The following is a 13334-nucleotide window of genomic DNA, read 5'->3' as shown; positions in this document are numbered from 1 at the left end:
TCTGTCGTCACGCTGCACCGACGCCGAATTCCGTTTGATCACACGCACACAAAAATCTGCGAAGGGGAACAAGGATGGGCTGGTCAATTCAATGGCGCACCGCTTTGCGGGCGGCGCGTTTTTCCAGCGTGGCGGCGGTCGCTACGTTGGCGTTGTCGGCGGCGGCCTCCGCCCAGGCATGGCCCGAGCGGCCGATCACGTTGATCGTGCCGTTTCCGCCGGGCGGCACCACCGATCTGTTTGCGCGCACCATTGCGCAGCACATGGCGCCCGCGCTGGGCCAGTCCATCGTGGTGGAAAACAAACCGGGCGCGGCGGGCAACCTGGGCGTTGCCGCTGCGTCCCGCGCGCAGGCCGATGGCTACACCATCGTGCTCGGTTCGGTCGGCACGCAGACGGTCAACCAATACCTCTACAGCAACATCGGCTTCAACCCCGCCACCGGCCTGGTGCCGCTGGGCATGATCGCGTCTACGCCCAACGTCATGGCGGTGGCCGCCGATTCGCCCTGGCGCAACCTGGACGATGTGATGAAGGCCGTGAAGAAAGACCCGGGCAAGTATTCGTATGCGTCGCCCGGCGTTGGTTCGTCGGTGCACCTGACGGGCGCGTATTTTGAATCGGCGGCGGGCTTGCAGATGCTGCACGTGCCGTTCAAGGGTTCGTCGGCGGCGATACCCGCCGTGATCGGCGGCCAGGTCGACATCCTGATGGATAACCTGCCCAGTTCCATGTCGGCGCTGAAGCCGGGCGGACGCCTGCGCGGCATCGCGGTCACCTCGGCCGAACGCAGCCCCGCCGCGCCCGACTTGCCCACGATGGCGGAGGCGGGTTTGCCCGGCTTCGAGGTCACCGCGTGGTCGGGCCTGTACGCGCCGCGCGGCACGCCGGCGCCGGTGGTCGACAAGCTGATCGCCGCCATGCGGCAAGCGCTGAAGTCGCCGCGGTTGCAGCAGTCGCTGGCGCAAGGCGGCGCCACGCCGGGCAACGTGTTCGGCGCGGACCTGGCGGCGTTCGAAGTCAAGGAACGCGCCAAGTGGGGCAAGCTGATCCAAAGCCGCGGCATCAAGGCGGATTGATTTCGCGCCCGGCGATTCAGGCTGGGCGCGCGTTCATTGCAGCGCGAAAGCCGCCGGCTCCACGGCGGGGTCGCGGCCCCGCATCAAGTCCGTCAACATGCGCGCGCTGCCCAGGGCCAGCGTAAAACCCAAGCCGCCGTGGCCGGTGTTCAACCACAGGTTGCGATAGGGCGTGGCGCCGATCAGTGGCTTGCCGTCGGGCCGCGCGGGCCGCAGCCCCGCCCACGCAGCGGGCGGCCCCGACGCATTCAGGTCCGGAAAGAACTGGGTCACATCGCGTTCCAGGCTGCGCACGCGCTGCGGATCGACCCCGCCACCGCTCGTGCCGATATCGACCATGCCCGCCACGCGCAGGCGCTGGCCCAGCCGCGCATAGACCACCTTGCGGCGGATGTCACTGATGCTTGCCGTGGGCGCCACGCTATCGGGCGTCAAGGTATAGGTCAGGCTGTATCCCTTCAGCGGATAGATGTGCAGGTTCAGCCCCAGTGGCCGCGCCAGCGCCTGCGCGCCCATGCCGCCGGCCAGCACGAAGTGGTCGGCCGACAGATCGCCAACGGTGGTGTTGGCGCTGGTGATGCGGCCGCGTTCATGGCGCAGCGCCTTGACCCGCGTGTCGAAGTAAAAGCGCACCGGGTCGGGCGCGGCGCGCAGGATGCGTTCCAGTTCCATGCACAAGCGTTGGCAGTCGCCGGCGTCTTCAGTAGGCGTGTACAGCGCGCCCTGGATGCTGCGCCCGATCGCGGTCAGCGCGGGCTCCATCGCCACGCAGGCGTCGGCGTTCATCACCTGTTGTTCGCAGCCCAGCCCGCCCAGGTAATCGCGCTGCGCCAGCGCGTGCCGGTACGCCGCCGCGTCCTGGTAGACCAGCAGCTTGCCCGCTGATGAAAAGTCAAAATCGGGCTGCTCGTTGCGCACCAGCTCGTGCACGCACAGGCGGCTGTACATGCCCAACGCCAGCAGCTCGCGCGTGGTGGACCGGTTCTTGGCACGCGTGCAGGCACGCAGGAAGCCGATGCTCCAGCGCCATTGGTCCGGGTCCAGGCGCGGACGAAAGCGCAGCGGGGCATCCTGCGCCAGCAGCCAGGACGGCAGTTTGGGCAGCACGGCGGGGTCGGCCAGCGGCGCAACAAAGCTATAGCTCAGCTGCGCACCATTGGCCATGCTGGTGGCCTGTCCCGGGCCGAAGGCCGCGTCCACCACGGTAACGCGATGGCCCTCGCGATGCAGGAAGTAGGCGGTGGCCATGCCGACCACGCCCGCGCCGATGACAACAATGTGCATGATGCTCCAAGCCGGGCGCTGCGCGTGGCGCGCAGCGCGGAGGGTTGCGCCGGGCGGACCCGGCGTCGGGGATCAGTCCCAATGTGATGGGGTGTTGCGCGCCGGTCGTCACGCCGCCCAGGCGGGCGTTTCGAAGCCGGGCGCGGCGCGGTCGTCGCCGCGCAGCAGGCGGCCGGGGCGCGCGCCCGTGGGGGCGCCGTCTTCCTCGACCAACTGGCCGTTGACCAGTACGGCGTGGATGCCGGTGGACGGCAGCGTCGGTTCGGCAAAGCTGGCCAGGTCGGCGACGGTGGCGGCGTCGAACACCACCACGTCGGCATAACAGCCGGCGCGCAGCACCCCGCGATCTTTCATGCCGAATTGCGCGGCGGTCAGGCCGGTCATGCGGCGCACCGCCTCCTCCAGGCCCAGCACGCGCATCTCGCGCACATAACGCGCCAGCACGCGCGAAAACGCGCCCCACAAACGGGGATGCGGGCGCTGATCATGCGGCAGGCCATCCGAGCCGATCATCACGCTGCCGTGCCCGATGACACGCTTCACGTCGGCTTCGTCCATCGAGAAATAAATTGCGCCACCCGGCGACAGATCTTCGGCCAGGCGGGTGGGGTCCTTGCCTTCGCGCTCGGCCAGTTCGCGCAAGTCCACGCCCTGGATTTCCGGGCGCGTCTGCGACCACGTGACGATGATTTTTTCGCCGGCCGCCACGCGGCGCGGTTCCAAAATGGTGGACGACGCGGCGTAGGGATACACGTCCATGCCCAGTGGCTGGTCGGCGCGCACGCGGTCAAACAGCGCCAGCGTTTGCGCGGTGCGCCCGTGGTTGTGCTTGCCGGTGACCTTGTGGTGCGACAGGATGGCCGGCACGTCGGCGGCGCGCCCGATCAGGAAGGCTTCTTCCATGGCATCGCAGACGTGGTCGGCTTCATCGCGCAGGTGTGTGGTGTACAGGCCGCGCCAGGCCGACAGCGGTTCGGCCACGCCGATGACTTCTTCGGTGCTGGCGTGCATGGCGGTGGGGTAGTACAGCCCCGTGGACAAGCCCGCCGCGCCGGCCGCCATGGCTTCGTCCAGCGCGCGGCGCATGGTGGCGATTTCAGCTTTGTCGGCAGGGCGGTCAAGCCGGTCCATGGCGGATACGCGCAGGCTGGAATGGCCTACCAGCGCCAGGCTGTTGACGGCGGCGGGCGCGGCGTCCAGCGCGGCGGCGTAGTCCTGCATGCGCGCGTAGAGTTCGCCCGTGTGCTTGGCCAGGAGGTTCAGCGGGGGCGGCACCACGTCACCCGGCGTGCGCACGGGCGCCAGGCTGATGCCGCAATTGCCCGTGACCACGGTGGTGACGCCCTGGCTGACCTTGGGCCGCATCAACGGCGTGCCCAGCAGCGCGCGGTCATCGTGGGTGTGGCAATCGATGAAGCCGGGCGACACCACCTTGCCGGCGGCGTCCACGCGATGCCGCGCGCGCCATGACGAGCCATCGCCGATGGCCGCGATGCGTTCGCCCTGGATGGCCAGGTCCGCGCGAAAGGCGGGCCCGCCCAAACCGTCGGCGATCTGGCCGCCGGTGATGATGATGTCGTAGTCGTGCTGATCGGTTTGCGCGGGCATGAAGGACTCAGGTGGCGGGGTCGGCGGCCGGCGATTTGCCTCGGCGCGCCTCCAGGGTGGCAAGGGATTCGGAATTCAAGGGGTCTGGAAAGCCATGGGACACCAGGTGTTCCAGCGCGCCGCTGATGCGGTCCCAGCCTTCGGGCGTGCGCAGCGGCACGCCCAGGAAGTGGGATTCGGTCTTGCCGCGCAGCATCAGGTACAACACGCCGGCCAGCATGACGCTGACCATCGCCGGCATGTCCACGTCGGGGGCCAGGCCATCGACGCGGTCGATGAAACCGCGCGCCGCGCGTTCGCGCCGTTCGGCCAAGGGCGCCGACACCTCGTTGCGTTCGATCAGTTCCCAGCGGCGCACTTCGCGCAGGGTTTCGTTGCCGGCCAGCGCGTCGATCTGCGCGCGCAGCATCGACATCACCAGTTCGCCCGGCGTGCGCTGGCTGGATTCATCAGCGGCCAGCAACCCGGGGTTGCGCGTCCAGAAGTCCTGCTCCTGCATCCAGGCCAGCATCAGGCCCGGCATGCCGTCGAAGTAGCGGTAGATCAGTTCTTTGCTGACGCCGGCGCGTTTGGCGATGGCGTTGATGCCCACGCCGCCCATGCCCGTTGCAAGGATCTGGTCTTGCAGCGCCTGCAAAATTTGTCTTTCGGTATTTTCGCGACGGGACATGGCCTATTCCTTCATGAGGATGAGGGAGCGGGCGGGGTCCGGCACGCCGGTCACCTGCCCGTCGGCCAGGTCGGCAATGAGTTCGCTGACGGTATGGCCGATACGCCCGCCATCTTGCCAGACTTCACTGCCCAGGTAGACCGCGTTCGCCCGGCGGGCGCCATGAGGCAGCGACGGGTCGGCCTGTTCGATGGAAAGTATGCCTCCGCGTGCATCGACGTGCACGCGATCCTGCGTGGCGCGGATGATCGGCGTGCCCGCGTACAGTCGCAATGCGCGGTAGGAAGCGGTTGTACCGGTCAAGGCGTACCAGGCCAGGTCCGCCATGGCGTGCGCCAGCGGCGCGCACGGATGAATGGAGTTGTGCAGCACGGCCACACGGCAGTCGCCGTTATCGTGCCGGGCCATGCCGTGATCGGGGCGGCGCGACACGCGCTGCGTATTGCCCCAGCCCAGTTCGCCCGTGACGGATAACGCGATCAGGCCCGCGTCGATTTCGGGGTGCGCGCCCAGCACGCGCGCGACGGCGTCGCCGGGCTTCGCACCGCCCGCCATCAGCCGCAGCGTGGCCACGTTCAGCGGCACGCCGTCCGCGCCTGGGCGATTGGGCAGGCGGTGGCCCGTGACCAGCCCCACGCCATCGGCGCCCGGCAGGAACTGCACCAGGGGCTCGGGGCGGTCCGGCCCGCTTTCGATCAACGCCGCGCGCCGGGCCTGCAACCAATGTGCCGGCAGGTCCAGCGCGCTGACGCCGCCGCGCTGGCACGACGCGTGGTGCACGCGGCCCGCGTCGTCCAGGATGGCCAACACCGCGAAGCCGCCGATGGCGCCATGGCCCATCAGCTCGGCGGCCAGCGCCGCCGCGTGGACTGCCGCGCCCGCGTTGGGTCCCGCCGCCGCTACGCCGATCGTCATCGCTAGTCCGTATTGCTCGTCACGGGATCGACGATGTTCAGGTTGGTGATAAAGCGCTGGAACAGCATGGCCAGCGCCAGCGGGGGCAGCGCCGCCAGCATGCTGGCGGCGGCGAACAGGCCCAGGTCCGCGCGAAAGCCCGGCATCAGCGGCGACAGCCCCAACAACGACGCCGACAGCGTTTGCGCCTGCGTGCCGCCCGTCAGCACGATGGCGAACAACAGGTCATTCCAGCCAACCAGGAACGCGATGATGAACGCCGCCGCAATGCCCGGCAGCGCCATGGGCAGCGTCACGTGGCGCAGCATCTGCCAACGCGTGCAGCCGTCCATGCGCGCCGCGCGCTCGATCTCAACGGGCAGCGATGCGAAGTAGCCCATCAATACCCACGACAGCAAGGGGATCACGGCGGTCAGGTATACGATCCACAGCCCGAACAGGCTGCCCGCCAGGCCGATGGCGGCAAAGAACACGTAGTACGGAATCAGCAACGCAATCGGCGGCAAGGTGCGGGACGCCAGCAACACGTAAAGCAGCGGGCCCTTGAACGGAAATTCAAAGCGGCCCAGCACGTAGCCCGCCAGCGTGGCGATGGCCGTGCCCACGGCCGCCGCCGGCAGCGCCACCAGCGCGCTGTTCACAAAGCCCGTCATGATGGCCTTGGTCTGCCCGCCAAAGATCGAATCCGATGTCGACATGCCCAACACGCGCAGGTAGTTGTCGAACGTGAACCCCCCCACGTTGTGCGCCACGCCCATGATGATGGCCGACTCGTCCATGAATGACGCCTTCAGCGTCCAGTACAGCGGGAACAAGCACCAGAAGGCGACCAGCGCGACGCCGGCCCCGACCAGCCAGGGGCGCCAGCCTTCGCCGGTGACTTGGGCAGCGTCATTGCGCATGGGCGGCTCCTTGGGGGCGCTTCTTGCGGATCAGCATGAAGTAGGCGGTGGCCAGCAACAGCGACAGCACGGTCAAGAGAAAGGCCGCGGCCGAGGCCAGGCCATACTTCGAAAATTCAAAGTTGTAGCGGAAGATCAGCAGCGGCAGGATCTGCGTGGACGTGCCCGGCCCGCCGCGCGTCAATGAGAACAGCAGGTCGAACTGGCGCACCGCTTCCACCGTCATCACCACCAGCACGATCAACGTGGTGTGTTTCAAGTGCGGCAAGGTGATGTGCCGAAAGCGCGACAGCGGCCCCGCGCCGTCCACGCGCGCCGCGCGGTAGAGATCGCGCGGAATCGTCTGCAACGCGGCCAGGTAGAAGAAGCTGCCCAGCGGCGCGATATGCCAGACAAACGCCAAGGCGACCCAGAACAGCGCCCAGTCGCTGGACAGCCAGACGGTGGCCGCGTTGGCCAGGCCCAGCGGCGCCAGCAGCCCGGTCAGCGCACCAAAGCTTGGGTTCAGCAAAAACGAAAACACCGTCGCCGTCACCACCTGCGACATGGCCCAGGGCAACAGCGCCAGGCCGCGCACCAGGCCGCGCAATGGCATCTCTTCGTTCAGCACCAGCGCGATGCCCAGCGCGGCCACAAACGAGCCCACGACGCACATCGCGACAAAGCCCAGGCTGCGCCAGATGGCGTCAATGACGGCGGGGTCGGCCAGCACTTCGCCATACAGGTCCGTGCCGACGAACTCCTCGGTGCGCAGGATGGCGTTGGTGTCGTGCAGGCTGAGCCAGAACGAATAGCCCAGCGGCACGCCGATGATCAGCGTGTTCAACGCGTACACCGCCACGATCACCGTCAGCGCAAAGCTCAGGTCCGACATCTCGCGCCCACCGGGGCGCGCGGCGGCCGGGCGTGCCGGCGACAGGCTGGCGGCGCTCATCGACGCGGCTCCTCGCCGCCATGCACGCGCAGCCCCTGTGCGTCGAACAGGTACAGGCGCGCCGCGGGCAGCGCCAGCGCAATCGGCGCGCCAACCTCGTAGCGGCGTTCGGGCGGCAAACGGGCGCGCAGGCGCGGGCCGTCTTCGCCGCCCACGCACACGTCCACGAACTGGTCGGGCCCCACCGGTTCAACGGCCCACACGCTGCCTTGCAGCAGCAAGCCGTCGCCCGCCAGCGGCGCGGGCGCCATGGCTTCGGGCCGGATGCCCAAGGTGACGGCGCTGCCCTCGGGCAAGGCGCGCGCCGCCGCCTGCAGCGCGGGCGGCAGCACATAGACATTGCCCGCGGCGTGCAGGGCCGGCGCGCCATCTTGCGCGTGCAGCGTGCCGCCAAGAAAGTTCATGCCGGGGTTACCGATGAAGTCCGCCACTTCCATGTTGGCCGGGCGGCGGTAGATGGTGTCGGGGTCGGCGAATTGCAGCAGGTTGCCGCCCGACATGACGGCGATGCGGTCGGCCAGCGTCATGGCTTCGACCTGATCGTGCGTGACGTAGATGAACGTGGCTTGCAGCGTGCGGTGCAGGCGCTTGAGCTCGACGCGCATGTCGGTGCGCAGCTTGGCGTCCAGGCTGGACAGCGGTTCGTCGAACAGGAACAGGTCGGGGTTGCGCACTACCGCGCGGCCGATCGCCACGCGCTGGCGCTGCCCGCCCGACAGCTGATAGGGCTTGCGGTCCAGCATGGACTGCACGCGCAGCAGGCTGGCGGCCTGGTCCACGCGCGCGCGCACCTCGGCCGACGGCATCTTCTGCATGCGCAGCGGAAAGCCGATGTTCTCGCGCACGGTCATGTGCGGATACAGCGCAATGCTCTGGAACACCATGGCCACGTTGCGGCGGTGCGGCGGCACCTGATCCACGCGTCGATCCGCGATGCGGATTTCGCCGCCGGTGGGCGTGTCCAGCCCCGCGATCATGTTCAGCGTGGTGGTCTTGCCGCAGCCGGACGGCCCCAGCAGCACCACGAATTCGCCGTCGCGAATGTCCAGGTCCAGCGAGCGCACTGCCTGGAAATGCGTGTACGCCTTTTGAATGCCTTGCAGGGTTACGCTGGCCATATCAGCTCCGCTTCAGGATCTTGGCGTACTTCTTGTAAAGCGCATCCCAGCGGGCGCGCAGCTCGGTCGCCACCTGGGCGGGCGTCTTCGACCCTTTGATCAGCAGGTCCTGCGCGATCATCTCGTGCATGCCGGTATCCCATTCCTGATACCAGGGCGCCTTCAGGATGTGCGCGGCAACGGCCTTTTCGCGGCCTTGGAATAGCCACTGGTAGACCTGCTCGGCCTGCGGGGGGTACATCCATTTCATGATCGCGGCGCGGCTTTCCGGATCGCGATACAGCTCGGGAAACGGCACTTCCAGATTGGCCTTGGCGATCCAGTTCTTGTGCGTGGTGAGCTGGCCCGCCTTGTCGCGGTAGCCGAAGTACTTCACCAGTTCCCACAGCGCGGCCTGCTCGGCGTCGCTGCGCTTGCGGGTGGACATGCACAGCAGCGCGTGGCCCACCAGCACGGTGTCGTGCGTGGCGCCCGGCACGACCGGGTTGTAGCTGGAATACGCGGCAATCTGGCTCTTGGCCGGATCGTTGTAGTTAAAGCTGTAGTAGTCGATGTTCAGGTGAAACGCGTGCTGGCCCTTCATCCACGAGCTGGATGTTTCGGTGCCCGACCACGTCAGCACGGCGCGCTGCACCAGCTCGTCGTCCCACCAGCGTTTCCAGTCCGTCAGCACTTTCACGATCGGCGTGTCGGGGCCAAAGGTGGCGCGTAATTCGCCGTCCACGAAGCGCTCGCCTTCGGCAAAGCACTGCGCGATCAGCGCCCACGGCAGGCCGGTCCACGCGTTGTACCAGGGCATCAGCAGCGGGTGTTCGCACAGGCCTTTTTTCTTGATGTCGCGCGCCTGCTTTTCGACGGTGGCCCAATCCCGCGGGTAGTCGGCGGCGTTGGCGGTGCCTTGGAAACCGGCTTCGCCCAGCATCTTCTCGTTGCGGAACAACGCGAAGGGCCCGCCGTTGTAATACGTCAGGCCCAGGTAGCGGCCGTCGGTGGCACGGGCATCATCGACGATGCCGGGAAACATCTGCTTCTGGATGTCGGCCAGGCCGGGCATGTCGTCGATGGCGCGTATCCATCCCGCCGCGTACCAGCGCGACGCCTGGCCGCGCTGCGCATAGAACATGTCCAGCGGGGCCTTGGCTGCCAACTGCGTTTCCAGCACGGCGGCGTAGTCGCCGGGGATGGGCGACAGGTTCACCGGCACTCCGCTTTCCTGGGTGAAGCGCGCAGCGCCCTGCTGCACGATTTCGCTGCCCCACGGCCAGAAGGCAAAGGTCAATGGCGATACGGGTTGCGCCAGGCCGGGCAGGGGCCAGCCGGTGGCGGCAAGCCCGGCCGCGCCGGCCAGACCGGCGGCGCCGCGCAAGAGGAAGTCGCGGCGGGCCGGGTCGGCGCTGCCATCAAGGGGAAAACGCTGGGGCATGCTGGACTTCCTTGTTGTGGGGACGACGACAAAGAGAGGGTGCAGCGACGACGGTGAAGAGGGGTTCCAGGCTAGATGTGACTACGTGGTCACATTGTGGTGATCAAGATATTGCTTTCGGCCCGGAGGCAGCAAGGGGGGAGTTTCCCTAGGGGGCCACGCAGCGGCGCTGCAAGGGCCTGGGTAGCGCGACGCCGCTGCGATCGAGGCGCCATGCAATGAAAAACGCCGCGCCGTGGCAAGCACGGAACGCGGCGTCTGGATGCCACCAGCCGAAGAAAAGCGGCGCGTTAGGTACCGGGTCCGTTTCCGCCGGCCAGCCGCGTCAGATCACGCCGCGAATGCCGGCGATACCGTGCGCGCCATGCCGCAATGCTTGGGACACGGTGCTGGTCGACTGGCCGCCCAACGCAAACACCGGGATGCCCGCATCCCGGTTGCCTTGTACAAAGCCTTCCCAACCCAGCGTGGCCGCGCAGGGGTGGCTGGGCGTATCCAGCACGGGCCCCAGCACTGCGAAGTCCGCGCCAAGTTCGCGCGCGTGCACCACCTGTGCGTTGTCGTGCGCCGACACGCCGACGAGCGCACCCGCCGGCAACTCCGGGCGCGCATGCAGGCGCGCGGCATCTGCCGTGCGCAGGTGCACGCCGTCCGCCTCTTTCCACCACGCCGCCGGGTGCGCGCTGTTGACCAGCAGCCGCGCGCCGGCCGCGCGGCAACGCTTCTTTACCTGATGCAGCACTTCATGCAGCGAGGCCGCGCCGGGGCCGTCGGGCCACTGCGGTTCACGGAACTGCACCAGCTTTACGCCGCGCGCCAAAGCGGCTTCCAACCGGCCCAGGAAGGCCGGCACGCCCGCGCGCGATTCGATGGAGCTGATGCCGTAGGTGGTGGGCAGTTGCAGCCAGCGCAGCGGCGGCAGCGTGGCGGGCAGCAAGTCGCCGACCGATGCCGCGTTGGCCGGGTCCACCCATTCCAGGCGCTGGTTTTCCAGCCCCCGCGGTTCGCCTTCCCAGGCGGTGACGTGGCAGAACGCCAAGCGCACCGTGGTGTGCGGATAGACGTGCACATACGTGACCCACGGGCGCGACTGCGTCACGCGGATGCCCAGTTCTTCCTGCAATTCGCGGGCCAGCGCTTGCAGCACGGTTTCGCCGGGCTCCAGCTTGCCGCCCGGCAGCTCCCACCAGCCCGACCAGGGCTTGCCCTCGGGCCGCTGGCCCAAAAGCAGCATGCCGTCGGGACGCAGGATCAGGCCCGCCGCAACGTCAACGATCTTTTCAGACATGGCGGGCCGCCCAATCGCGCGCGAACTGATAGGCCACGCGCCCCGAGCGCGACCCACGTTCGATCGTCCATTGCAGCGCCTCGGTGCGCGAGGGCTCGATGTGCGCCTCCGGGCAGCCCAGCTCGCGCAGCCAGTGGTAGACGATGTCCAGGTAGTCGTCCTGCTTGAACGGATAGAACGACAGCCACAGGCCGAAGCGTTCCGACAGTGAGATCTTTTCCTCGACGGTTTCGCCGGGGTGGATTTCACCATCGGGCTGATGCTTGGCCTGAAGGTTCTCGCTCATGTATTCCGGCATGAGGTGACGCCGGTTGGACGTGGCGTAGATCAGCACGTTGTCGCCCGAAGCCGACACCGAACCGTCCAGCACCGACTTCAACGCCTTGTAGCCGGGCTCGCCTTCTTCAAACGACAGGTCGTCGCAGAACACGATGAAGCGTTCGGGGCGCGACGCGACCAGTTCGACGATGTCGGCCAGGTCGCCCAGGTCGGACTTGTCCACTTCGATCAGGCGCAGGCCCTGGTCGCCATAGGCCGCCAGCATCGCCTTGACCAGCGAGCTCTTGCCGGTGCCGCGCGCGCCGGTCATCAGCACGTTGTTGGCCGGCTTGTTGGCCAGGAACTGCTGCGTGTTGCGGTCGATGGTGGCCTTCTGGCGCTCGATGTGCTGAAGGTCCTGCATGTCGATGCGCGCCACGTGGCGCACGGCGTCCAGCCAACCGCGCGAGCCGCGCTTGCGCCAACGGAACGCGTGCGCGCTCCAGTCGATCTCGGGCGTGGCCGGCGGCAGAAAGGCCTCAAGCTGCGCCAGCACGCGCTCGGCGCGCTGGATCAGGGTGGTGAACTCGCTAGCGCTCATGGCCGATCACGAACGGTAGTCGGCGTTGATGGACACGTATTCGTGCGAGAAGTCGCAGGTGTAGACGGTGTCAGACACCTGGCCGCGGCCCAGCGCGATGCGCACCAGGATTTCGGCCTGCTTCATCACGCGCTGGCCATCGGCTTCCTGGTAGTCGGGGTTGCGGCCGCCGTTCTTGGCCACCAGCACATCGTCCAGCCACAGGCGGATGTTGGACACGTCCAGGTCGTCGATACCGGCATAGCCCACGGCCGCCAGGATGCGGCCCAGGTTGGGGTCCGACGCGAAGAACGCGGTCTTGACCAGCGGCGAATGCGCCACGGCGTAGGCCACCTTCAGCGCTTCTTCGGTGGTGCCGGCTTCTTCGACGCGGATGGTCATGAATTTGGTGGCGCCTTCGGCGTCGCGCACGATCTTGGTGGCCAGTTCCAGCGCGGCGGCGGTCAGCGCGTCGCGCACGGCGGCGTAGGCGGCGTCCGATTCGCTGTTGACGTTCACGCCCGACTTGCCGGTGGCGGCGATGATGAAGGAATCGTTGGTGGACGTGTCGCCGTCAACCGTGATGCGGTTGAACGACGCGTCGGCGATTTCACCGGCCAGCTTGCGCAGCAGCGGCTGGGCGATGCCGGCATCGGTGGCCAGGAAGCTGAGCATGGTCGCCATGTTGGGGCGGATCATGCCGGCGCCCTTGCTGATGCCGGTGAAGGTGACGGTCTTGCCGTCGATCCGCACCTGGGCCGACGAGATCTTGGGCAGCGTGTCGGTCGTCATGATGCCGTGCGCGGCGCTGGACCAGTGGTCGGCGCCCAGGTTGGCGATGGCGCCCGGCAGGCCGGCGACCAGGCGGTCCAGCGGCAGCGGCTCCAGAATGACGCCGGTGGAGAACGGCAGGACTTCAGAGGCGGGCACGCCCAGCAGCTTGCCCAGCGCTTCGCAGGTGTCCTGCGCTTTCTTCAAGCCTTCCTCGCCCGTGCCGGCGTTGGCGTTGCCGGTGTTGATGACGAGCGCGCTGATGGGGCCGCCGGCGGCCAGGTGGGCCTGGCAGACCTGCACCGGGGCGGCGCAGAAGCGGTTGCGCGTGAACACGCCCGCCACGCTGGTGCCTTCGGCCAGGCGGAACACGGTCAGGTCACGTCGGTTGGCTTTGCGGATGCCGGCCTCGGTGACGCCGATTTCAACACCGGCTACAGGAAAAATTTCGGACTCGGAGGGGATCTGCAAATTAACGGCCATGACTTCGTCTCTTGAGTAGGC

12 protein-coding genes are annotated in these 13334 nt (G+C 67.7%); 1 reads left to right on the top strand and 11 read right to left on the bottom strand.

The genetic code is table 11. The features are described 5' to 3' along the window. Nucleotides 1-74: 74 nt before the first annotated feature. On the top strand, nucleotides 75-1079 hold the full coding sequence (locus V6F88_RS22455; protein WP_332612340.1) for a Bug family tripartite tricarboxylate transporter substrate binding protein: 1005 nt from the start codon (nucleotides 75-77) through the stop codon (nucleotides 1077-1079). Between the two features lie 33 nt (nucleotides 1080-1112). Here V6F88_RS22455 and V6F88_RS22450 read toward each other — a convergent pair whose 3' ends face one another. From V6F88_RS22450 to argJ, 11 genes are all read right to left on the bottom strand, one after another. Next, nucleotides 1113-2363: a D-amino acid dehydrogenase gene (locus V6F88_RS22450; RefSeq protein ID WP_332612338.1), complete on the bottom strand. Its 1251-nt coding sequence runs from the start codon at nucleotides 2361-2363 to the stop codon at nucleotides 1113-1115. 108 nt (nucleotides 2364-2471) lie between these two features. After that, nucleotides 2472-3971, bottom strand: coding sequence for an N-acyl-D-amino-acid deacylase family protein (locus V6F88_RS22445; RefSeq protein WP_332612334.1), 1500 nt, complete (start codon nucleotides 3969-3971; stop codon nucleotides 2472-2474). A gap of 7 nt (nucleotides 3972-3978) precedes the next feature. Further along, nucleotides 3979-4641, bottom strand: coding sequence for a TetR/AcrR family transcriptional regulator (locus V6F88_RS22440; protein WP_332612332.1), 663 nt, complete (start codon nucleotides 4639-4641; stop codon nucleotides 3979-3981). A 3-nt stretch (nucleotides 4642-4644) separates the two neighbouring features. Next, entirely contained in the window at nucleotides 4645-5556 is a 912-nt protein-coding gene (locus V6F88_RS22435; RefSeq protein ID WP_332612330.1) for a DUF6963 family protein, read from the bottom strand. 2 nt (nucleotides 5557-5558) lie between these two features. Next, nucleotides 5559-6458, bottom strand: a complete 900-nt coding sequence (locus V6F88_RS22430) for a carbohydrate ABC transporter permease (protein ID WP_332612329.1) — start codon at nucleotides 6456-6458, stop codon at nucleotides 5559-5561. Further along, entirely contained in the window at nucleotides 6448-7392 is a 945-nt protein-coding gene (locus tag V6F88_RS22425; protein WP_332612328.1) for a carbohydrate ABC transporter permease, read from the bottom strand. The genes V6F88_RS22430 and V6F88_RS22425 overlap by 11 nt, the downstream gene beginning before the upstream one ends. Continuing rightward, a complete protein-coding gene (locus tag V6F88_RS22420) occupies nucleotides 7389-8510 on the bottom strand; it encodes an ABC transporter ATP-binding protein (RefSeq protein WP_332612326.1) in 1122 nt (373 codons plus the stop codon). The genes V6F88_RS22425 and V6F88_RS22420 overlap by 4 nt, the downstream gene beginning before the upstream one ends. 1 nt (nucleotide 8511) lies before the next feature. Next, nucleotides 8512-9933 carry an ABC transporter substrate-binding protein gene (locus V6F88_RS22415; RefSeq protein WP_332612324.1) on the bottom strand — a complete coding sequence of 474 codons (1422 nt, stop codon included), beginning with the start codon at nucleotides 9931-9933 and terminating at the stop codon, nucleotides 8512-8514. A 325-nt stretch (nucleotides 9934-10258) separates the two neighbouring features. After that, a complete protein-coding gene (locus V6F88_RS22410) occupies nucleotides 10259-11221 on the bottom strand; it encodes a Nudix family hydrolase (RefSeq protein WP_332612322.1) in 963 nt (320 codons plus the stop codon). Beyond that, on the bottom strand, nucleotides 11214-12080 hold the full coding sequence (locus V6F88_RS22405) for an ATP-binding protein (RefSeq protein WP_332612320.1): 867 nt from the start codon (nucleotides 12078-12080) through the stop codon (nucleotides 11214-11216). The genes V6F88_RS22410 and V6F88_RS22405 overlap by 8 nt, the downstream gene beginning before the upstream one ends. Nucleotides 12081-12086: 6 nt before the next feature. Continuing rightward, nucleotides 12087-13313: a bifunctional glutamate N-acetyltransferase/amino-acid acetyltransferase ArgJ gene (gene argJ / locus V6F88_RS22400; protein ID WP_332612318.1), complete on the bottom strand. Its 1227-nt coding sequence runs from the start codon at nucleotides 13311-13313 to the stop codon at nucleotides 12087-12089. Between the last annotated feature and the right edge of the window lie 21 nt (nucleotides 13314-13334).

The organism is Achromobacter sp. ESBL13 (genome assembly GCF_036668755.1).
In the GTDB taxonomy this organism is placed as follows: domain Bacteria; phylum Pseudomonadota; class Gammaproteobacteria; order Burkholderiales; family Burkholderiaceae_B; genus Achromobacter.
The sequence above is the reverse complement of the archived record's forward strand: the minus strand, read 5'-3'. Positions and strand labels throughout refer to the sequence as shown.